Consider the following 20,328-nt stretch of genomic DNA (forward strand, 5'->3'; position numbering starts at 1 on the left):
CTTATGATTATCGGCTTATTTTGACGAAAGTTTTTCAATGAAAAACGGTACTATTTCAGACACCTGAATTTCATGTTGTTCAGCTGTAGCAAGTTCTTTAACTAAAACTTGCTGTGCTTCAGCTTCACGTTCACCAAAGATCAATGCATAGATCGCACCAGACTGGTCTGCTTTCTTCATTTGACTCTTCATAGAACCTTGTGAACCTGTTTTTAAACGGATTGCACTGTTTGCCGTTTCGATTTGATCTCGCATTTGCTCAGCCAGAACCAGAGCCTGCCCTTGTGTCGCCGGGTCAGAAAGCAAAAACAGCTCACACTCACGCGTTGGAGTATTGTCTTCAACTTGCTCAAGCAACAACAATAAACGTTCCATCCCCATGGCGAAACCCACAGCTGGCACAGATTGATCCGGCTTACCTTTAAGCTGCCCAACCAAACCATCGTAACGACCACCTGCGCAGACAGTTCCTTGAGAACCCAAATGCGTTGTGGTCCACTCAAATACTGTTTTATTGTAATAATCTAAACCACGTACCAGTTTTTGATTGATTACAAAACTAATTCCAGCATCCGTTAAATACTGTTGTAACTGGGCAAAATGATTCAAACTGTCTTCTTTCAAGAAATCATGCAACTTTGGCGCATTTTCAAGAATTTGTTGGGTACGCGCATCTTTTGAATCTAAGATACGTAAAGGATTAGTGGTCAAACGGCGTTGTGAATCTTCATCCAAGTCTGCTTGATGAGCTGTCAAAAACTCAACCAATGCTGCACGATACTCGGCACGCTCATCAGATTCACCCAAAGTATTCAACTCAAGTTGAACTTTATCTGCAACCCCCATGCGCTTCCACAAACGTGCAGTCATGAGAATCAGTTCAGCATCTTGATCTGGCGTTGCCACACCAAAAGTTTCAACACCAAATTGGTGGAATTGGCGATAGCGTCCTTTTTGAGGTTTCTCATAACGGAACATTGGACCCACATACCAAACACGTGGATTCGCACCACGCAACAAGTTATGCTCCAACATCGCACGCACACAACCCGCAGTCCCTTCTGGACGCAATGTTAAAGATTCAGGTGGATTACCTTTATCCAGAAATGTATACATTTCCTTTTCAACGATGTCAGTTGCATCACCAATTGAACGTTTAAACAAATGGGTATGTTCAACGATCGGCAAACGGATTTGCTGATAACCATAAGCATCCATAAGTGATGCTAAATGTTGCTCAAGACGTCTCCATGCAGCAGTTTGCGTTGGAAGAACATCGTTAAAACCTTTAATTGCGACAATTGAACTCATGATGAACTACGGATAATCTCTTTAGCTTTAGCTTTTTCAAGCTCTTGAACACGTTGACGAACCATCGTTTCGATTTCATCAACCAACTGATTTGTATCTATTAAATGACTCTTTTCGCCATTACGATACACGAGTGAACGAGGACTTGCACCGACAATACCAATATCAGCTTCTTTGGCTTCACCCGGACCATTGACTTTACACCCAATGACAGATACATCCATCGGAGTACGAATATCTTCCAAACGTTCTTCAAGAGTCTGCATGACCTTAATCACGTTAAATTCTTGACGTGAACAACTTGGACAGGCAATAAAATTGATCCCATTTGAACGAAGACTCAATGATTTTAAAATATCAAAACCAATTTTAACTTCTTCTTCAGGCTCTGCTGCCAATGAAATACGCATGGTGTCACCAATGCCTTCCATCAACAAACCACCTAAGGCAATCGCAGATTTCACAGAACCTGTACGATATACCCCTGCTTCAGTCACACCCAAATGCAGTGGGTTATCAATCTGTGCAGATAATAAACGATAAGCATCCATTGTCAAAAATACATTTGACGCTTTTACCGACACTTTAAATTCTTGAAAATCCAAACGATCCAAGATATCAATATGACGCATCGCAGACTCAAGCAAAGCTTGTCCTGTTGGCTCACCATATTTCTTTTGAATATCTTTCTCTAAAGATCCAGCATTGACCCCAATACGCATCGAAATATCATGATGACGTGCCGCAGCCACAACCTCACGAATTTTGGCTTCAGAACCAATATTGCCAGGGTTGATACGCAAACAATCTGCACCCATATCAGCGACTTTCAAAGCAATCTTGTAATCGAAATGAATGTCCGCCACCAAAGGAACGGTAACACGCTTACGAATTTCACCAAAAGCTTCGGCAGCTTCCATCGTCGGTACTGAAACACGCATGATATCAGCGCCCACATCTGCACAGCGTTGAATCTGCGCAACCGTTGCATCAACATCACATGTTTCAGTATTGGTCATACTTTGAATACTGATCGGGGCATCACCACCGACATACACCGAACCCACACGTATTTTACGTGTTGGACGACGCTTGATTGGATTCTCAATCATGATCTTATCTACTCTTGCCCATTAACGTGACAAACGGAATTCTGCTTTTCCGTTCACTGTATATGGAGACAATGAAATCTGTTCATTATTAAGGCTTAATGACACAGCAGTTGCATCATCGAGTCGAATTTGGAATGGTGACTGACCACTCAGTGTTAATGTCGCAGATTGACGACCAGTTGCCAAAACTTTCCCTGTGCTGTCCACAATATGCACAGAAGTTGGATGGCTAAAATTCAACACCATTTGGTCACCAGAAGTCGCAGTTGCATTGTTTAAGTTCAATACCTCTACTTCAGACTCTTGTGGTTTAGCATCAGTGTCATTGCTTTTACTTGATGTAAACTTTTGAATTCCTGCGATCAAAGCCCAAATCACTGCAATCGCAACAATGGCAATCAAAGCACGCTTCAACCATTTTTTATTACGATCGCTGTTTGAACCCGGAAGCTTACCCATGATCTTGATCGGAGAATTGTTCAATGCATGGTTCGGCAAAAGCCCTGTATCATTTTGATAAATTTCATCAAAACGTTGAATGATGACAGTTGCATCAACACCCAAAAACTTCGCATATGAACGATAATAGCCTTTAATAAAAGTCGCTTCTGGCAAAGATTTATATTCATCTTGCTCTAATGCTTGTAAGGTTTTTACAGGCATTTTCAGCTCTTTTGCAACATCTTGAATGTCTAGGTTCTTCGAGACTCGAATTTGACGCAAGTACTCACCTGGACGTTGAACATTTCCTAAGCCATTAGATGCTACGTTTGAACCTGTAGGTTGCTGTGAATTAGGATTTACTTCCATACGGCCTCAGTACTGTACTGTAATTGCAGATAACGTTGATATTCTTTACTGTCAGGGAATAATGCCCGCAACTGGTTCACCAGTACTTGCATTCCCATCTGGTCATTATTGGCACGTGCAATACGTAAACCAATCCAGAGTGCTCTTGCGCCCTGTTTGTCCTGACCTACTAAACGAACATATTGTTCATAGAGTTGACTTGCTTGCGCATTTTTTTGTTGCAAATAGAAAATCTCAGACAACTCTACCAAAGAAATGATCGAATCGCGATTGACTTGTAGGGCATTTTTGAATGCTTTTTCGGCATTTGCTGTATCACCAACTTTTAAATATACCCGCCCCAAATTTTCTAAAGCCTTATAACGCTGGTCGTATCCAAGAGATGCGCCTGCAATACTCAATTGCTCAATCGCATCATTATAACGCTCGCTAACAAATAAATATGTTCCATAATTATTACGAGCCTGCGCATTTTTCGAATCACTGGAAATCGCACGCTTAAAATAGCCATCCGCTTTTTCCATGCTGATCTTACTACCTTCTTGTTGTAGTAAAACCCCCATCATCATATTGGCAGCTGAATCTCGTGAATCTGTTTCAAGGGCTTGATCAAGTGCACGTTTGGCTGCATCCAGATCGCCTGATCGAATATACTCCGCAGCTAACTGGGTACGAACTTTGACGGCTTTCTCAGGATCTTTTTTTATAATTGTGTCTGAGTTTGTCGTTTGACAACCCTGTACCACCAATGCAGATAAACCAATTGCCAATATTACAACTGCTTTTTGATACATCGATTTTCTCAAAGTCAGCCCCTGATTCATTGTTGATATAAATCTATGTCTACAGATCTTTAACCTTGTGAACGTATAATTTCACCACGTTCAGCCACTTTCTTTTTCCACTGTTCAGCACGACGTGTACGGTCTGCAACCTGCCCCACCAATTGTCCACAAGCCGCATCAATATCATCTCCACGTGTCTGACGAATCGTACACACAAAACCTGCATCAGACAAAGTTTTTTGGAAAGAAATAATTCGATTTCGGCTTGAACGCCCATAAGGCGCATGTGGAAATGGGTTAAATGGTATTAAATTAATTTTGCTTGGTAAGTTTTTCAGCAATTTAATCATTTGTTGTGCATGTTCAGGTTGATCGTTCACACCATCCAACATCACATATTCAATCGTCACATGCTTGCGTGAACTTTCATTACCATCTTTGGCAATATAACGCTGACATGCAGCAATCAATTGCGCCAAAGGATATTTCTTATTGATTGGTACCAATTCATTACGCAATTCATCATTCGGTGCGTGTAAGGAAATTGCCAAAGCAACATCAATATCTTGTGCCAATTGGTCAATTTTCGGAACAACACCTGATGTCGATAATGTGACACGGCGTTTTGACATTCCGTAAGCAAAATCATCCAGCATGATATTCATCGAACTCAAAACTGCATCATAGTTCAACAGTGGTTCGCCCATTCCCATCATAACCACATTGGTCACAGAACGTTCGCGCTCTGCGACTGGTACATCTTCCATATAAGAATAGTTCGCCATCCACAATTGCCCAATGATTTCATCTGGCAATAAATCACGCTGAAAACCCTGCTTACCTGTTGAACAGAATGAACAGTCAAGCGCACAGCCGACTTGTGAAGAAATACATAAGGTTTTACGTGACCCCGTCTTATCCTCAGCAGGAATCAACACGGTTTCTACCAGTGAACCTGCACCATCGCCCACACGGAAAACCCATTTACGTGTGCCGTCTTTTGAATAGTTGCGATGAACAACCTCTGGTGCCTTAATTTCGCAAATTCGTTCTAATTTTTCTCGAAGTTTGCCTGAAATATTGGTCATTTCAGCAAAATCAGTGACAAAAAACTGATGAATCCATTTCATTACTTGCCCAGCACGGAATTTTTTCTCCCCCATTTCTTCGAAGAATTTTTCCAATTGCGGACGTGACATGCCAAGTAAATTCACTTTCTGTGCATGTACAGACTGAACACGGTCAGCCTGTACTGTATGTGACGATGCAGGCTGCTGTTCATCTAAATTTAACGATGAAGCGACAACTTCAGAACTCATGGGGATTACCTAAATCATGCCGTATAATGAAAAATATTGATCAGCATTTAATCAATAAAAACAACAAAAATAAAAAAACCAGACAAGCAGTATATCACCTATCTGGTTTCGGGTCTGTTATCAATTCATAAATCGAAGATTTATTGGATAAGAAAATAGACCCTAAATACGTCGAATTAACGAGTACGTGGACAAACTTCAGTTTGAGCGAAGAAGTAGTTTACTTCACGATCAGCAGATGCAACTGAGTCAGAACCGTGAGCAGCATTTTCATCGATGCTTACAGCGAAATCAGCACGGATTGTACCAGGAGCAGCTTCTTTAGGGTTTGTTGCACCAAGAATTTCACGGTGAGCAAGAACAGCGTTTTCACCTTCAAGAACAGATACAACTACTGGACCAGAAGTCATGAATGCAACTAAATCACCAAAGAAACCACGTTCTTTATGCTCAGCATAGAAACCTTCAGCTTCAGCTTTAGAAAGGTGTTTCATTTTAGTCGCAACGATTTTAAGACCAGCTTTTTCGAAACGAGCAAAGATGTCACCGATGTGGTTTTTAGCAACTGCATCTGGTTTTACGATAGATAAAGTACGTTCAATAGCCATGATTGGCTCCTTAAGTCAATTTGACACGAAATTTTTGGCGCATTATACCGAATAATGAATAATTTTCCGCTTTTAATCTGTAAAAAAATTGGATTTTTCGATGTGTAGTGAGATTCCACCATTGAATTACATCGAGAAGCGATTAATTTGCTTCATCAATCCATGCCATTTGAATAGCTTCCAACAAACCTTCTGTCGATTTTGTTGGATCATCACTAAACTCTGGCAAAGCACAAATCCAAGCATGCATATCGGTAAAACGCACCCATTGTGGATCCACATCTGGGTGCGCTTCACTGAGTTCAATTGCGATGTCAATCGTGTCTGTCCAACGTAAGCCCATGCTCATGTTCCTTTGCTTTATTTAATCCTGCTACTTTACCAAATCTTAGGGGCTGTGGACAATTCGTCTATATTTGCGACTAGGTGTAGACCATCATTCAAAATTAAAACCTTGATGATCAAAATCATCTGATTCTTTAAAAATCAAGTTACACACCACCAATAAATAAACCATCATAGAATAACTCCTAAATAAGGCGCAGTTAAAACAATCAAGCTTGCGACACTTGCACCAATCAGTGCCCCAACAATCACATCACTTGGATAATGCAAGCCCAAAACCATTCGTGACAGCGCAATCAACACAGTGAAAGGTGTCATGATAAATAACATCAGGGGTTGGATATAGCCAAAAACAATCGTTGCCATCACAGCATGTAGTGTATGACCTGATGGAAAACTAAAATGATCCAAAGGGCGCTCACCTAAAATAATCACCTGATGGACTTGATAAGGTCGCGGGCGAACTGTTTTATGTTTTAGAAATTTATAAATCCCCGTTCCTAACAGACCAGCAACCACGACATAGAGCAATTGCAGTCCATACATCCAGCCTTTTTGCAACAATACCAGCATTAACATTGCGCACCAAAAAGCACCATCACCTAGACGACTAATGGTTTTAAAAAACGTTGCAACACTTTGCGTATGCGATAAGTTATTGAGATATAAGCAACCTCTAAGATCGAGATCGAGCATTTTTATTTTGGTATTTTTAAAATTCATTTTCACTCTCCTCTCATTATTTGAGATGAACTAGGTCAGCCGTTTTGCATACTGCGTAACCTGATATAGTGCTTCTTCGAATTGATGAACTGGATGTTGCCATCCGATGCTTTGAACATCTTGCATGGCTTGTTGCCCCATGCGTTTCAGCATGTTGTTATCTGGAATTTGCAACACATGTTGTGTTAACTGTTGAATATCGCCAATTGAACATAACCAACCTGTTTGAGTGTGTTTGCCATGAAGTTGGGCACAGGCATAATCATAGGCAATAATCGGTAAGCCACTTGCCATCGCCTCAATGACCACATTACCAAATGTTTCGACTTGGCTGGCAAATACAAAAACATTGGCACTTGCATAAGCTTCAGCAAGTTGCGTGCCACTTAGGCTACCCATGAAAATCACATGTTCTGCACCTGGCATTTTTTCTAATCGGCTACGATCAGGACCATCTCCCACCAACACCAATTTGACTTGACGCTGTGATTGCTTACGTAACGCCGAATAAGCATCAATTACCACATTAACTTCTTTTTCCGAAGATAAACGCCCAACATAAATCAACACCGTAGTGTTTTCATCTGCGCCCCACTGCTGTCTAAGCTGTGCTGAATAACGTTGTGAAGAAAACCGATCTGTATCAATCCCCCTGCCTACGACGACCAATGGGCAGGTCACACCAAATTCACGTAAAGCGATTTCAGTGTCACGGCTGGGAACACAGGTCAGTTGTGTTGCATTATGAAACCATCTCAAATAACTTTGAATCGGCTTGACCAAGAATGCCAAATCAAAGAAACGACTAAACTCTTGGAATTGTGAATGAAAGCCACTTGAAACGGGGATACGTCGTGTTTTTGCAGCGTGTAATGCTGTAAATCCTAATGGTCCTTCAGTCACGATATGCACGACATCGGGTGTAAATGCTGAAATCGCTTGAGAAACTTTGAGGAATTGTGGCCAACCGAACTTCATATCTGGATATTTTGGAATTGACTGCCCATTCACCAAGCATTCTTTATTGGGAACGAAATCATAGCATTGCGCTTTTTGCTCAGGACGAATAAGCAGAATTTTATGCCCTTGATTTTGCAACCCCCTACACAGTTGCATCAAAGATAAAGCAACACCATTAATTTCTGGTGGCCATGTTTCAGTCACGATTGCAATTTTGAGACGAGGTCGAGATAAATCACGAATAAGGTCATCATTATTCGTTGTCGTTTTCTTGTTGTTTGGGTTGAAATAATACTGAATATTATCGGGAAAATCTTGTTGTTTAAATTGCAAGGTGTTCGCGAACGGTTTATTCATACGATACCTAATCTGTTCATTTTTTTAACAGATTAGGTTATTTTCTTGACAATTTAATGATTATTTTATGACAGTTTTTTGACCAATTACTGATCGCCTTTCACGCGAATGAGTAGACCGTTTTCCACTTGGTAAACTTGTCGATTGCCAAAGTCAATCTGTTGCTTTTCACCATGCAGGTTCGGAAAGCCTGCAATCTTTTCCAGTTGTGGAGAACGCTGAAACTGTTGAGTTTTTGGATTATACATCCAATAAATATAGCGTTTATCCTCTACTGTGCGCCCTTGAGATAAGTCAGAAACAATCACATCATAATAACCATCAAAATTGATATCCATATAACCGACACTGTTTGGATAGCCTGTAAACCCAGTAAGGCTTTGCACGACAGTATTGTTGTTTTTATTCAATACATCTACACGTTTTAAAGTTTTGCCAAATGGGCTATTGGCATCGTCCTGACCATAGAATTTAAAGATAAAAACTGGTTTATTCACGACCTTAAAAGCAGGTTCAAATTGTATGGATTGCCTAGCTGTTTTGCCTGCTTCTAAAAGTGTAGCTTTAAACAATCCGCTATTTGCATTCAGCACACCTGTCAGTTGATACTTGCCAACAGTCGTGTTATCTGCTTCTGAAGCCAGTGATTTTAGATCTAACTGATCGCCTTTTTGAGTTCCTTTAAAGTCTATCGTTGTACCATTCATTAAATCAGTAAGTACACCATGCGGATGTGCAATCCCTGCATAAAGGTTCATATAATAACGACCTTCACCTGATTTAAGCATACGCTGCATCGACACACGCACACCACTCAATGGCTTTAAACTGGTATTTGCCTGTACAGAAGTAGACTGAGTTTCAGCATAACTAAAACATGAAATAGACAAAGTCATCATAGTGAGAAAAAGTTTAAATTTCATGATTCAAAACCATATTCAACGATAATCAATAATGTGCAATCTATCACAAAAAATTAAAAGAATTAGCACTATTTTATTAGTTTTTTTATTTTTCTAACTCTCTTATTCATTCGATAATCACTCCAAATTTTATAATTAAGCCAGCATAAAATACCAAGACTTGCCAAAGATAATATAATCCCCGTATACTTATCTACAACTTTTTCTTTATTATATACACTAGGCTTCATTTTATAAAAACCTTCGACATTCTCTATTTCCTTCTTTGTATTTTTGTTTATTATTATTACCTTAGAGTCTTTCACATCTAAATCTAACAATTCATTTTTATCATTATAAAAATTATAAATATATCCCCCTCTTATTCCATCACAATACATAGCTATACCAATTCCCATATATACTAAAAGAAATATGTTTGAAATTATTGCAATTAAAAATTTTTTCTTACCTCTTTTCCCTTCAGAATTATTCGGCAAGTTATTTTTTCTATCTACTTTATAAAAATTATGAATTCTAGTTTTAATTTCAATTTCATCAAAAATTTTATCTTTTAAATCATCACCACCTTTAATCGAAATTAGTGCATCAAAATAAAACCCTTCTTCTTTTTTCCAAAGCCCTAAGTTCAACAACAATTTATTTCTTTCAAAAGTATACCCCACTTCCATATCTTCTGTTTTTGCACGAATATTAAAAGCATGCCATAGCCCATTATCAGGTAAAGATAATATTATTGGCTTTTCAAAATCTGTTTTATTAATATCATTATTACCTGAGTTTATTAAAAAACCAGTTACCAAGATAAGATCGTTCGAAACATCATCATTTTTGTAAAAAACAATTAGTTCTGATGATGCTTTACTTAAATTAGCCAACAGAGTAGAGCTTTCTGTAATTAATTGAATTTTTGTTCTAAAAATAGCTTTCCAAGCCAAAAAGATACTTATCACACCAAATATTATTGTTAATATTAAACTTATTAAGTCCATAAAAAACCCTCGCTTACGCAAGGGTTTTTTATAGCACAAAATCAGCTAATTAAGAAATTAGTTCTTTTCTTTATCAACGATTTTGTTCGCTTGAATCCAAGGCATCATTGCACGTAACTTAGAACCTGTTACTTCGATACCGTGCGCTGCATTTTGACGACGGCGAGCAGTCATTGATGGATAGTTCAACGCACCTTCTTGAATGAACATCTTCGCATATTCACCAGATTGGATACGTTTAAGCGCATTACGCATCGCTTCACGTGATTGCTCGTTGATCACTTCAACACCAGTCACATATTCACCATATTCAGCATTGTTTGATACTGAATAGTTCATGTCTGCGATACCGCCTTCGAACATCAAATCAACGATTAATTTAAGTTCGTGTAAGCATTCGAAATAAGCCATTTCTGGTGCATAACCCGCTTCAACAAGCGTTTCATAACCCATTTTAACCAATTCAACCGCACCACCACAAAGAACTGCTTGCTCACCGAATAAGTCAGTTTCAGTTTCTTCACGGAATGAAGTTTCGATGATTCCTGTACGACCACCACCTACGCCAGAAGCATAAGAAAGTGCAACATTACGTGCATTACCAGAAGCATCTTGATGGATAGCGATCAAATCAGGAACACCTGAACCACGTTGGAACTCTGAACGTACAGTGTGACCAGGCGCTTTTGGTGCAACCATGATTACATCTAAATCTTTACGCGGAACAACTTGGTTATAAAGAACAGAGAAACCATGAGCAAATGCCAAAGTTGCGCCTTCTTTGATGTTTGGTTCAATCACATCACGATAAAGTTGTGATTGGAACTCATCCGGCGTCAAAATCATGACTAAATCAGCTTGAGCAACAGCAGCTGGAACTTCAGCAACTTTAAGACCTGCATTCTCAGCTTTTTTCCAAGAAGTTGAACCAGCACGTAAACCAACAGTAACGTCTACACCTGAATCTTTAAGGTTAAGCGCATGTGCGTGACCTTGTGAACCGTAGCCAATGATCGCTACTTTTTTACCTTGGATGATAGATAAGTCGCAGTCTTTATCATAAAAAATTTGCATTGCTGTCTCCGCTATAATGCTGTGTTTCCTCTTCTTATCCTGAAGATTTTTGTTTGGAATCTTCTAGTCTAAGTCCCTCTTCTATTCCGAGAAGAGGTTATACATGAGGGAATAAAAAATCAAATAATTAATTAAGGGTTGAATAAATTACAGTGAAAGAACTTTTTCACCGCGAGCAATACCTGATACGCCAGAACGAACCACTTCTAAAATTGTGTTCTCTGCAAGCGCATCAATAAAGCCGTCAATTTTTTCTGTTGTACCCGCAATCTGAATGGTATAAGTCGTTGGTGTTACATCGACAATTTGCGCACGGAAAATATCCGCAGTGCGTTTGATCTCAGCACGTGCAGAACCTAATGCTTTGACTTTAATCAGCATCAGTTCACGCTCAATGTGCGCACCCTCAGACAGATCAACAACCTTAACCACCTCAACCAATTTGTTGAGTTGCTTGGTAATCTGCTCGATCTTGTGATCATCACCATAAGTCGTCAATGTCAAACGCGACATGGTTGGATCTTCAGTTGGTGCTACATTTAAAGTTTCGATGTTGTAGTTACGTTGAGAAAACAACCCCACCAAACGAGAAAGCGCACCAGCTTCGTTTTCAACGAGTACAGAAATAATATGTCTCATTCAGTACGCTCCCCTTTAGACAACCACATATCTTTCATTGACTGACCTGCAATCAGCATTGGATATACATGCTCTGTACGGTCAACCATGACATTGATAAACACACATTTATCGTCGATCGCCATTGCTTCCTGAAGCTTAGATTCAAGCTCATCTGCATGGTCAATCTGGATACCAACATGTCCGTATGCTTCCATAAGTTTTGGAAAATCAGGTAATGATTCAACATAAGAACTTGAATGACGACCTTCATAGTTCATATCTTGCCACTGCTTAACCATTCCTAAAGCACGGTTATTTAAGCAAAGAATTTTCACATTTAAGCCGTATTGCTTACATGTAGAAAGCTCTTGGATACACATCTGAATAGATGCTTCACCTGTAATACACACCACCTGTTGATCTGGGAATGCCAATTTTGCCGCCATTGCATAAGGCAAACCTACACCCATTGTCCCCAAACCACCTGAGTTAATCCATTGGCGTGGACGTGTGTACTTATAATACAAGGCACCAAACATTTGATGCTGACCGACGTCAGAGGTAATGATCGCTTGACTATTGGTAATCTTATCCAATGCTTCAACCACTTGTTGTGGCTTCATCACACCATCTTGACCTGCTTCATACTTCAAACCATGAACTTTGCGCCATTCATTGATTTGTGTCCACCAATCTGCAATCGCTTCTGGATTTGGCTTTGAAACATTCATTTGCTTCAACTGAACCAACATCTCTTGAAGTACAGGCTCTACCGCACCCACGATTGGAATATGCGCCATAATTGTTTTCGAAATGGTCGCAGGGTCAATATCAATATGAATGACTTTAGCATTTGGACAGAATTTAGCAGGATTGTTGGTTACACGGTCATCAAAACGTGCGCCGATTGCTAAAATAACGTCCGCATTTGCCATGGTCATATTGGCTTCGTAAGTACCATGCATTCCGAGCATGCCTACGAATTGCGGATCATTTCCAGAAAAAGCACCTAACCCCATCAAGGTATTGGTCACTGGATAATTTAATAAATGCGCCAATTCCGTGAGTAATTCAGAAGCATTTCCCTGAACCACACCACCACCCGTATAAATCACTGGGCGCTTTGCATTCACCAATTCATCAATTGCTTTACGAATTTGACCTGAATGACCTCGATGCGGAGGCTGGTAAGAACGCATTTTTACTTTTTCAGGATATTCATACGCAAATTTTTCTGCAGGATTGGTCGCATCCTTTGGAATATCAACAACAACAGGACCCGGACGTCCAGAAGAAGCGATATAAAATGCTTTTTTAATTATTGCAGGAATTTCACTTGCATGACGCACTTGGAAACTATGTTTTACGATTGGACGAGAAATCCCCACCATATCTGTTTCTTGGAATGCGTCTTCACCAATCAGATGGCTTGCAACCTGTCCAGACAAAATCACCATTGGGATTGAGTCCATATAAGCTGTGGCGATTGGTGTTACGGTATTGGTTGCGCCAGGTCCAGAAGTGACCAGTACGACACCTGTTTTACCTGTCACGCGTGAGTATGCATCTGCCATGTGACCAGCAGCTTGCTCATGACGCACGAGGTAATGATTAATTTTATCTTGTTTAAATAGCGCATCATAAATATGTAATACTGCGCCGCCTGGGTATCCAAAAACATGTTCAACGCCTTCGTCCGCCAATGCACGAACAAGCATTTCACCACCAGATAAAAGTTCCAACGTATTCACCCTAATCTTTTTTCCACAGCACTATGGGAGACATAGACTGTGTTTCATTCATTGATTGTGCGCTCTGTTATAGCACACATATTGACTCGTTTTTGCAGCAATAAAAAAATAAATCGTCACGCAACCGTGTGGGCTGTATGAATCACTGAAATATGTTGGGATAAACATGTTTCGGTATTGGTCATTTTCTCGGCTTAGAGAAAATGTTATTGCTTGCTTTGATACTTTTATTCGAAGGGTGATCGAAAAAAACATCTGAAACTTGAGCAAGCATTTTTGTAGTTTTAGCGAACAAAGTCAAGGTTTCTCATAAGGTTTTTATTGATTATTTACCAACCGTTTATTTTTAAAACTATTCCTTTTTTTTAAGTGTATTATAAATAAAATTTCAATCACTTATAACTCAATAAAATTGCAAAAGAATTATTTTAAAACTTATATTTTTGTATGGAAAATACCCTATCACCAAATAACGATGGTTTTGTAAAATTGATATAAAAATTCATTCAGGTACACTATTTTTTTCTAGCCAAAATGATAATGATCAAAATACTGTAAAACTTCACTTAAAGTATTTATTACATTCCGATCAATAACGTTTTTGATATATCGCTAAATAATATGATTAACCTGAGTTCGATAAAAATCCTTGATGAAAGATGATACAGTCAAACCGCCTGATTATTCATACAAGTGATTTGGATGATTCATTTATTTTGTACTTTTTGAATCATCGATGGTCTTGCTATCGTGAGGCGACATGGATGTCGCCATGTTGAGCGGGGGTATGAGGATATACCCCTCGCTCAACGAAAGATTTTTGTCACTTTTCATCTCTGAAAAGTGAGGCATCGCCTACGCAAAAGAATTTAAACTTTAGCACTAAAGCGTGGCAGTGCAAGCTTTAGATTATCAAACAATCTATTGATCGCCTTCATTTTATTGATCAAGAGAAATGAAACTATATTGATGGTTGCGCTTACGGAGCTTCGCTCCTCATGCCAAAACAAGTATGGCGAGCCGCAGGCTGATCCAAAATCGGATAAAAATCCAGCAAAACCCCACATAGATTTATTATTTTTCAATAAGTTGAAGATTTAATTGCATCAAATTCACGTTATGATTACATTTCAGACAAATGTTTGACAAAAAAATCTAATATTTCCTCCACTGTCTGTTCTGTTGTTTGTTGTGCTATCCCCCATTCTGGGAAATGACCATCCACCATCATTCTTGCTAAACCATACACCAATGCACGAGCTGTTATGATTGCCAATGCCTGATTATGTTCATCCATCTGCTCACCAAACGCATCTCTTAACAATTGTTGCATCAAATGACGAATGTTCGTATTGCTGGATATTAACTTGTCGGAACTCTCATAATCGATGAGTGAACGATCACTGATAATACGAAAGTGTACAGGGTAAGTTGCCGCCCACTTTAGATAGCTCCGACCAATAGTGGCGAAACGTACCAATGGCGGTTGCTCCTCTACTGCGTGCATCATTTGTTGCACTTCTAGCTCTAAGCGCTCTGTTGCCTGTTCAGCTACAGCTGTAAGTAATGCAGTACGAGTTGCAAAATGACGAAAAGGTGCAGCTGGAGACACACCTGCACGTTTAGCGGTCTCACGTACACTCAGTTTCTCCACCCCTTGTTCATCAATCAATTGTACTGCAGCTTCAATTAAAGCTTCACGTAAGTGACCATGATGATAAGTAGTACGTGTATTTGATACAGCTGACTTATCTGAAGACGATTGAGTCATAACTCTCCTCTATTGCAATTCGTTGCGGTTATACGATATGCTATTTTCACAATGTATGCACCGATTACATTAAAATTCCAACTCAACAAAAACAACGGTAAGCCTATGTATTTTTTTAAAACATTACTCTCTACGTCCACTCTTTTTTATTCACTCGCACTATACGTTGGGTCAATCAATCCAGCAATGGCGCAACCCAAACCAACAACACCTCAAGTTGAATCTGCCAAATTACAGATTGTATGGCCTATTCCTCACTCAGTAATCCCTTTAGGCAATGACTCTGAGCGTGCGATCGGAGTCATCGTAAGTAGTAATTTCAAATTGTTACCTGCGGGGCAGTGTGGCAATGATTCACATTGTGGTCATATTCATATGAAGATTGATCCGAAAGGTGATAGCTGTAATTTACCCAACCGTTCGTATAACAGTATGAACAGTGATTTTGGAGGTCCACTTATCAAAGCCAACTTTGGCGCCTGCACTGAACCTGCTGGAGAACATACAATAGGTGTATTGCTCGCCAATGATCAACACCAACCTGTTCTGATAGACGGAAAACCAGTAATAGCAACGGTCCAAGTTAAAACAACTCTGCCATGAATAGAAATTAAAAGATGACGATAGCAAAATATAGTTTCAGTCAAGATCACATTTATTGAATATCAAGATGATATACAATGATTTTAATGATAAAAAACCATGGCTTTTATTCAAAAGAGAAATAAAAATTTAGTGTTGGGTGAGGACGATATTCTATGGCACCCAACACTAAACCTCGTGTTTCCGTATAAGAGAACACAGATATAACCCAATAAAATTGCAAAAGAATTATTTTAAAACTTATATTTTTGTATAAAATAAATACAATTTAAAAAATATCCAGATCAAGCTAAAACAATCCATTGTATATTAGACGCTATAACTATTTCTAGCTTTAGTCTGCATAAAAATTGACGCAAAGGTTCTGCACCATGAAACAACACCAACGCTTTACACACACAGTTTTTGTATCGACCATTTTTGCTTTGTTGTCTGTGACTGCTGCAACCAGTCATGCAAAACAGTATTATAAGTGGGTCGACAGTAACGGCTCTACCCATTACACCACGACGCCACCACCTAAAAATGCACGCAATAAAACTAAAGTCGACACTTATGGTTATCGTGGAACGCCTTCACCGACCAACCAACCTACAGCCCAACAGACAGCCCCACAAAACAATCCATCCAATACGCAGCAAAATGCTCCTCAAAATGGACAACCTGTAAATAATGTTCCTGTCGTGAATCCACCACAGCTACAACAACCTACAGTGATTCCACAAAATAATACCAATAGCGATTCAACGCTTCGCTAGTTCAATTAAGAACAAAATTGCAAGTTTTTCATATTTAAAAACGCGCAAAATTCACTTTTAGGTGTATTTTGCGCTATGCTGTGCAACACAGTTTTTTAACCATTGTTCTCAAAATACGTTTATGACTACTCATATTGATCCTGAATATCAAGCTAGTGCGATTGAACCTCAAGTCCAGAAAGACTGGGAAGATCGTAAATCGTTTAAAGTTGCCGACACTGTAGAAGGTCCACGTCGTTATATCCTCTCGATGTTCCCTTATCCAAGTGGCAAACTGCATATGGGTCATGTGCGGAACTATACGATTGGCGATGTGATTAGTCGTTTTCACCGTCTCAAGGGTGAAACTGTCCTGCAACCTATGGGTTGGGATGCTTTTGGTTTGCCTGCTGAAAATGCAGCAATTGCACATCAAGTTGCGCCTGCAAAATGGACGTTTGAAAACATCGCATATATGCGCGACCAATTGAAAAAACTTGGTTTGTCTGTTGATTGGGACCGTGAATTTGCAACATGTACACCAGAATATTATCACTGGGAACAATGGTTATTTGTCCAACTGTATAAAAAAGGACTGATTTATCGCAAACTCTCTACAGTAAACTGGGATCCAGTTGACCAGACTGTTCTTGCCAATGAGCAAGTTGAAAACGGTCGTGGCTGGCGCTCAGGTGCATTGGTAGAAAAGCGTGATATTCCAATGTACTACTTCCGCATCACAGACTATGCGCAAGAACTCTTAGATGATCTCGACACACTAAAAGACGGTTGGCCACAACAAGTATTGACCATGCAGCGTAACTGGATTGGTCGTTCAACGGGTATGGACATCACCTTCCCGTCTGCGAACCCAGAAGTTTATGCCGATGGTTTGACGGTTTATACCACACGTGCTGACACGCTCATGGGTGTAACCTATGTTGCAGTTGCAGCTGAACATCCAATGGCGTTGAAAGCTGCCGCGATCCAATCAGAAGCTGGACAGCCTGAACTTGCTGCATTTATTGAAGAATGTCGCATGGGTTCAGTGGCAGAAGCAGACTTGGCAACCGCTGAAAAGAAAGGCATGGCAACAGGCTTATCGGTGAAGCATCCTGTGACTGGTGAAGAAATTCCAGTCTGGATTGCCAACTATGTATTGATGTCCTACGGCTCAGGTGCAGTCATGGCTGTTCCTGCGCACGATGAACGTGACTTTGAGTTTGCCAATAAATTTAATTTGCCAATTAAACAAGTCATCGATGCCAAAGGTGCAGATGATGCCGAATATTCTGCATCAGCGTGGCAAGAGTGGTACGGTTCTAAAGAAGGTAAATTGGTTAATTCTGGCGAATTTGATGGCTTAACATTCCAAGCCGCTTTTGACGCTTTCCTTACAAAATTAGAACCACAATCATTGGCAAGTTCTAAAGTTCAATTCCGTTTACGTGATTGGGGTGTTTCTCGTCAACGTTACTGGGGTTGCCCAATTCCAATGATTAACTGTGACAAGTGTGGTCAAGTCACTGTTCCTGAAGACCAACTCCCTGTTGTTCTTCCGACAGATGTGGTACCAGATGGTTCAGGTAATCCCTTAAATAAAATGCCTGAATTCTATCAAACAAAATGTCCAAGCTGTGGTGGTGATGCCCGTCGTGAAACGGATACTTTGGATACATTCGTTGAATCCTCTTGGTACTATGCGCGTTATGCTTCTCCTGATTTTACTGGTGGTATGGTAAAACCTGAAGCTGCACAGTCATGGTTGCCAGTGAACCAGTATATTGGCGGTGTAGAACATGCCATTCTTCATCTTCTTTATGCACGTTTCTTCCATAAGTTAATGCGTGATGAAGGTGTGGTTCAAGGCAACGAACCATTCACCAACTTACTCACTCAAGGCATGGTCTTGGCGGACACATTCTACCGTGAAGCTGAAAGTGGTAAAAAAACCTGGTTCAACCCTGCGGATATTGAGTTAGAAAAAGACGAAAAAGGTCGCATACTTTCTGCTAAATATAATGGCGATGGACAAGAAGTTGTCATTGGTGGGCAAGAAAAAATGTCGAAGTCAAAAAATAACGGCATCGATCCACAAGCAATTATTGACCAATACGGCGCAGATACTGCCCGCGTATTTATGATGTTTGCTGCGCCACCTGATCAATCATTGGAATGGTCGGATGCAGGTGTTGAAGGGGCAAACCGTTTCTTAAAACGTGTTTGGCGTTTGGTAGCTGGGTTCCTTGAAAAAGGCAATACTGCAACTGCGATTGATGCAGCTAAACTTTCAACAGAAGCACAAGATTTACGTCGTAAAACTCACGAAACCATTCAAAAGGTAGGTGATGATATTGAACGTCGTCATGCATTCAATACAGCCATTGCAGCATTGATGGAATTACTCAATGCCAGCAATAAGTTTGAAGCAAAAGATGACAATGATGTCGCTGTTGAACGTGAAGCGATTATTACCCTATTGACCTTGCTTGCACCTTTTGCACCACACTTAAGTCAAACTTTATTGGCTGAGTTTAATGTTGACTTGACTTCGGTCTTGTTCCCGACTGTGGATGAGTCAGCACTCACTCGTAATACACAAACTATTGTGGTTCAGGTAAATGGTAAGCTTCGTGGTAAGTTAGAAGTGTCTGTAGATGCATCAAAAGATGAGTTATTGACCTTAGCGAAAGCACTTCCAGAAGTTCAACAGTTCTTGACGGGTCCAACCAAGAAAGAAATTGTTGTGCCGAATAAATTAGTGAATTTGGTGGTTTAAAAAGCTTTTAAGCCTCCCTTTCTAAAAGAGAGGTTTGGAGGGATTTTATGAAAAAATCTCCCCTAACCCCTCTTTAAAAAGAGGGGGACTTAATGCGATAAACAAAACCCAAACAAAGCCCGTTGTCATTCAACGGGCTTTGATTCTAAAATGTGGTCAATTTATCAAGATTAAATATTTCATATTTTAATGAAATATCATGAGGACAAAGCATGCATTTGGTTCAACGTGTTGCAGCAGTTGTATTAACTTTGGGTCTGAGTGCGGGCTTAGTCGGTTGTGGCTTTCATTTAAAGGGAACCAATACTCAAGCAACGCCTTTGGTTTATACCAAATTACAGTTGGTTCTACCTGAAAATACAGAAGATCTTGAGAAAAAACTCAGTGTTTATTTGACTGCAACGGGTGTCCAACTCAGTAATGCGAATGATGCCTATGTGTTACGTGTACTCAGTTACAAACCTGTACGCCATGAGCTCAATGGTAAATTGGTTGAAACCTTACTGCGTCTCACTGTAACTTTCCAGATTGAGGACAAACAAGGAAATCCAATTACAGAACCTCGTACATTGACTGCCTCTCGTAGTTATCAATATGATGTTGCGACAGTCAATACCGATGACCAACAATATAAATATTTAAGCCAAATTTTGATTGATGACATCGCTCAACAAATGTCTCGTCAAATTGCAGCCAACCGCTTACCGAAAGCTAGAAATATTACCACCCAACCAGTAGCACAATAAA

19 protein-coding genes are annotated in these 20,328 nt (G+C 39.9%); 4 read left to right on the top strand and 15 right to left on the bottom strand.

The genetic code is table 11. The features are described from left to right. Nucleotides 1–15: 15 nt before the first annotated feature. The 15 genes from hisS to TOL5_RS18625 all read right to left on the bottom strand — a co-directional run bounded on the left by hisS (nucleotide 16) and on the right by TOL5_RS18625 (nucleotide 15,462). On the bottom strand, nucleotides 16–1,311 hold the full coding sequence (gene hisS, locus TOL5_RS18555) for a histidine--tRNA ligase (RefSeq protein ID WP_042090326.1): 1,296 nt from the start codon (nucleotides 1,309–1,311) through the stop codon (nucleotides 16–18). After that, a complete protein-coding gene (ispG, locus tag TOL5_RS18560; protein WP_042090325.1) occupies nucleotides 1,308–2,423 on the bottom strand; it encodes a flavodoxin-dependent (E)-4-hydroxy-3-methylbut-2-enyl-diphosphate synthase in 1,116 nt (371 codons plus the stop codon). Before ispG ends, hisS begins: the two co-directional genes overlap by 4 nt. 21 nt (nucleotides 2,424–2,444) lie before the next feature. Next, the gene (locus TOL5_RS18565; RefSeq protein ID WP_004825011.1) at nucleotides 2,445–3,233 is read right to left on the bottom strand and encodes a helix-turn-helix domain-containing protein; all 789 of its coding nucleotides are present in this window, start codon (nucleotides 3,231–3,233) and stop codon (nucleotides 2,445–2,447) included. Continuing rightward, a complete protein-coding gene (pilW, locus tag TOL5_RS18570; RefSeq protein WP_004825013.1) occupies nucleotides 3,224–4,027 on the bottom strand; it encodes a type IV pilus biogenesis/stability protein PilW in 804 nt (267 codons plus the stop codon). Before pilW ends, TOL5_RS18565 begins: the two co-directional genes overlap by 10 nt. A gap of 59 nt (nucleotides 4,028–4,086) precedes the next feature. Continuing rightward, nucleotides 4,087–5,337, bottom strand: a complete 1,251-nt coding sequence (gene rlmN, locus TOL5_RS18575; RefSeq protein WP_151780519.1) for a 23S rRNA (adenine(2503)-C(2))-methyltransferase RlmN — start codon at nucleotides 5,335–5,337, stop codon at nucleotides 4,087–4,089. A gap of 176 nt (nucleotides 5,338–5,513) precedes the next feature. Beyond that, a complete protein-coding gene (gene ndk / locus TOL5_RS18580) occupies nucleotides 5,514–5,945 on the bottom strand; it encodes a nucleoside-diphosphate kinase (RefSeq protein WP_004725878.1) in 432 nt (143 codons plus the stop codon). Between the two features lie 142 nt (nucleotides 5,946–6,087). Beyond that, complete coding sequence (gene iscX / locus TOL5_RS18585) at nucleotides 6,088–6,288, bottom strand: Fe-S cluster assembly protein IscX (protein WP_004725877.1); 201 nt, start codon at nucleotides 6,286–6,288, stop codon at nucleotides 6,088–6,090. A gap of 173 nt (nucleotides 6,289–6,461) precedes the next feature. Then, nucleotides 6,462–7,013 carry a phosphatase PAP2 family protein gene (locus tag TOL5_RS18590; RefSeq protein ID WP_151780520.1) on the bottom strand — a complete coding sequence of 184 codons (552 nt, stop codon included), beginning with the start codon at nucleotides 7,011–7,013 and terminating at the stop codon, nucleotides 6,462–6,464. 30 nt (nucleotides 7,014–7,043) lie between these two features. Further along, nucleotides 7,044–8,330 (bottom strand): glycosyltransferase family 4 protein, encoded by a 1,287-nt coding sequence (locus tag TOL5_RS18595; protein WP_151780521.1) that lies wholly within the window; start codon nucleotides 8,328–8,330, stop codon nucleotides 7,044–7,046. An 86-nt stretch (nucleotides 8,331–8,416) separates the two neighbouring features. After that, the gene (locus tag TOL5_RS18600) at nucleotides 8,417–9,253 is read right to left on the bottom strand and encodes an XAC2610-related protein (protein ID WP_151780522.1); all 837 of its coding nucleotides are present in this window, start codon (nucleotides 9,251–9,253) and stop codon (nucleotides 8,417–8,419) included. 68 nt (nucleotides 9,254–9,321) lie between these two features. Beyond that, the gene (locus tag TOL5_RS18605) at nucleotides 9,322–10,245 is read right to left on the bottom strand and encodes a hypothetical protein (protein ID WP_221260563.1); all 924 of its coding nucleotides are present in this window, start codon (nucleotides 10,243–10,245) and stop codon (nucleotides 9,322–9,324) included. 57 nt (nucleotides 10,246–10,302) lie between these two features. Next, nucleotides 10,303–11,319: a ketol-acid reductoisomerase gene (gene ilvC, locus TOL5_RS18610; RefSeq protein WP_004825025.1), complete on the bottom strand. Its 1,017-nt coding sequence runs from the start codon at nucleotides 11,317–11,319 to the stop codon at nucleotides 10,303–10,305. A 147-nt stretch (nucleotides 11,320–11,466) separates the two neighbouring features. After that, entirely contained in the window at nucleotides 11,467–11,958 is a 492-nt protein-coding gene (gene ilvN, locus TOL5_RS18615) for an acetolactate synthase small subunit (protein WP_004825027.1), read from the bottom strand. Then, on the bottom strand, nucleotides 11,955–13,682 hold the full coding sequence (locus TOL5_RS18620; protein ID WP_010591029.1) for an acetolactate synthase 3 large subunit: 1,728 nt from the start codon (nucleotides 13,680–13,682) through the stop codon (nucleotides 11,955–11,957). The genes ilvN and TOL5_RS18620 overlap by 4 nt, the downstream gene beginning before the upstream one ends. A 1,132-nt stretch (nucleotides 13,683–14,814) precedes the next feature. Beyond that, a complete protein-coding gene (locus TOL5_RS18625) occupies nucleotides 14,815–15,462 on the bottom strand; it encodes a TetR/AcrR family transcriptional regulator (protein WP_121774439.1) in 648 nt (215 codons plus the stop codon). Between the two features lie 51 nt (nucleotides 15,463–15,513). Between TOL5_RS18625 and TOL5_RS18630 the strand changes: the two genes are divergently transcribed. The 4 genes from TOL5_RS18630 to lptE all read left to right on the top strand — a co-directional run bounded on the left by TOL5_RS18630 (nucleotide 15,514) and on the right by lptE (nucleotide 20,327). After that, entirely contained in the window at nucleotides 15,514–16,065 is a 552-nt protein-coding gene (locus TOL5_RS18630; RefSeq protein WP_151780524.1) for a hypothetical protein, read from the top strand. Nucleotides 16,066–16,436: 371 nt separating this feature from the next. After that, on the top strand, nucleotides 16,437–16,823 hold the full coding sequence (locus TOL5_RS18635; protein ID WP_005033900.1) for a DUF4124 domain-containing protein: 387 nt from the start codon (nucleotides 16,437–16,439) through the stop codon (nucleotides 16,821–16,823). A 121-nt stretch (nucleotides 16,824–16,944) separates the two neighbouring features. Beyond that, nucleotides 16,945–19,581, top strand: a complete 2,637-nt coding sequence (leuS, locus tag TOL5_RS18640; protein WP_198114648.1) for a leucine--tRNA ligase — start codon at nucleotides 16,945–16,947, stop codon at nucleotides 19,579–19,581. Nucleotides 19,582–19,793: 212 nt separating this feature from the next. Further along, a complete protein-coding gene (gene lptE / locus TOL5_RS18645; RefSeq protein ID WP_004825039.1) occupies nucleotides 19,794–20,327 on the top strand; it encodes an LPS assembly lipoprotein LptE in 534 nt (177 codons plus the stop codon). The last annotated feature ends 1 nt before the right edge of the window (nucleotide 20,328 follow it).

This window comes from Acinetobacter sp. Tol 5 (genome assembly GCF_019702905.1).
GTDB classification, from domain to species: Bacteria; Pseudomonadota; Gammaproteobacteria; order Pseudomonadales; family Moraxellaceae; genus Acinetobacter; species Acinetobacter bereziniae.

Excerpts from the sequence above, each read along its gene's own strand:
- hisS (WP_042090326.1), bottom strand. The coding sequence starts at position 1,311 with ATGAGTTCAATTGTCGCAATTAAAGGTTTTAACGATGTTCTTCCAACG.
- ispG (WP_042090325.1), bottom strand. The coding sequence starts at position 2,423 with ATGATTGAGAATCCAATCAAGCGTCGTCCAACACGTAAAATACGTGTG.
- TOL5_RS18565 (WP_004825011.1), bottom strand. The coding sequence starts at position 3,233 with ATGGAAGTAAATCCTAATTCACAGCAACCTACAGGTTCAAACGTAGCA.
- pilW (WP_004825013.1), bottom strand. The coding sequence starts at position 4,027 with ATGTATCAAAAAGCAGTTGTAATATTGGCAATTGGTTTATCTGCATTG.
- rlmN (WP_151780519.1), bottom strand. The coding sequence starts at position 5,337 with ATGAGTTCTGAAGTTGTCGCTTCATCGTTAAATTTAGATGAACAGCAG.
- ndk (WP_004725878.1), bottom strand. The coding sequence starts at position 5,945 with ATGGCTATTGAACGTACTTTATCTATCGTAAAACCAGATGCAGTTGCT.
- iscX (WP_004725877.1), bottom strand. The coding sequence starts at position 6,288 with ATGGGCTTACGTTGGACAGACACGATTGACATCGCAATTGAACTCAGT.
- TOL5_RS18590 (WP_151780520.1), bottom strand. The coding sequence starts at position 7,013 with ATGAATTTTAAAAATACCAAAATAAAAATGCTCGATCTCGATCTTAGA.
- TOL5_RS18595 (WP_151780521.1), bottom strand. The coding sequence starts at position 8,330 with ATGAATAAACCGTTCGCGAACACCTTGCAATTTAAACAACAAGATTTT.
- TOL5_RS18600 (WP_151780522.1), bottom strand. The coding sequence starts at position 9,253 with ATGAAATTTAAACTTTTTCTCACTATGATGACTTTGTCTATTTCATGT.
- TOL5_RS18605 (WP_221260563.1), bottom strand. The coding sequence starts at position 10,245 with ATGGACTTAATAAGTTTAATATTAACAATAATATTTGGTGTGATAAGT.
- ilvC (WP_004825025.1), bottom strand. The coding sequence starts at position 11,319 with ATGCAAATTTTTTATGATAAAGACTGCGACTTATCTATCATCCAAGGT.
- ilvN (WP_004825027.1), bottom strand. The coding sequence starts at position 11,958 with ATGAGACATATTATTTCTGTACTCGTTGAAAACGAAGCTGGTGCGCTT.
- TOL5_RS18625 (WP_121774439.1), bottom strand. The coding sequence starts at position 15,462 with ATGACTCAATCGTCTTCAGATAAGTCAGCTGTATCAAATACACGTACT.
- TOL5_RS18630 (WP_151780524.1), top strand. The coding sequence starts at position 15,514 with ATGTATGCACCGATTACATTAAAATTCCAACTCAACAAAAACAACGGT.
- TOL5_RS18635 (WP_005033900.1), top strand. The coding sequence starts at position 16,437 with ATGAAACAACACCAACGCTTTACACACACAGTTTTTGTATCGACCATT.
- leuS (WP_198114648.1), top strand. The coding sequence starts at position 16,945 with ATGACTACTCATATTGATCCTGAATATCAAGCTAGTGCGATTGAACCT.
- lptE (WP_004825039.1), top strand. The coding sequence starts at position 19,794 with ATGCATTTGGTTCAACGTGTTGCAGCAGTTGTATTAACTTTGGGTCTG.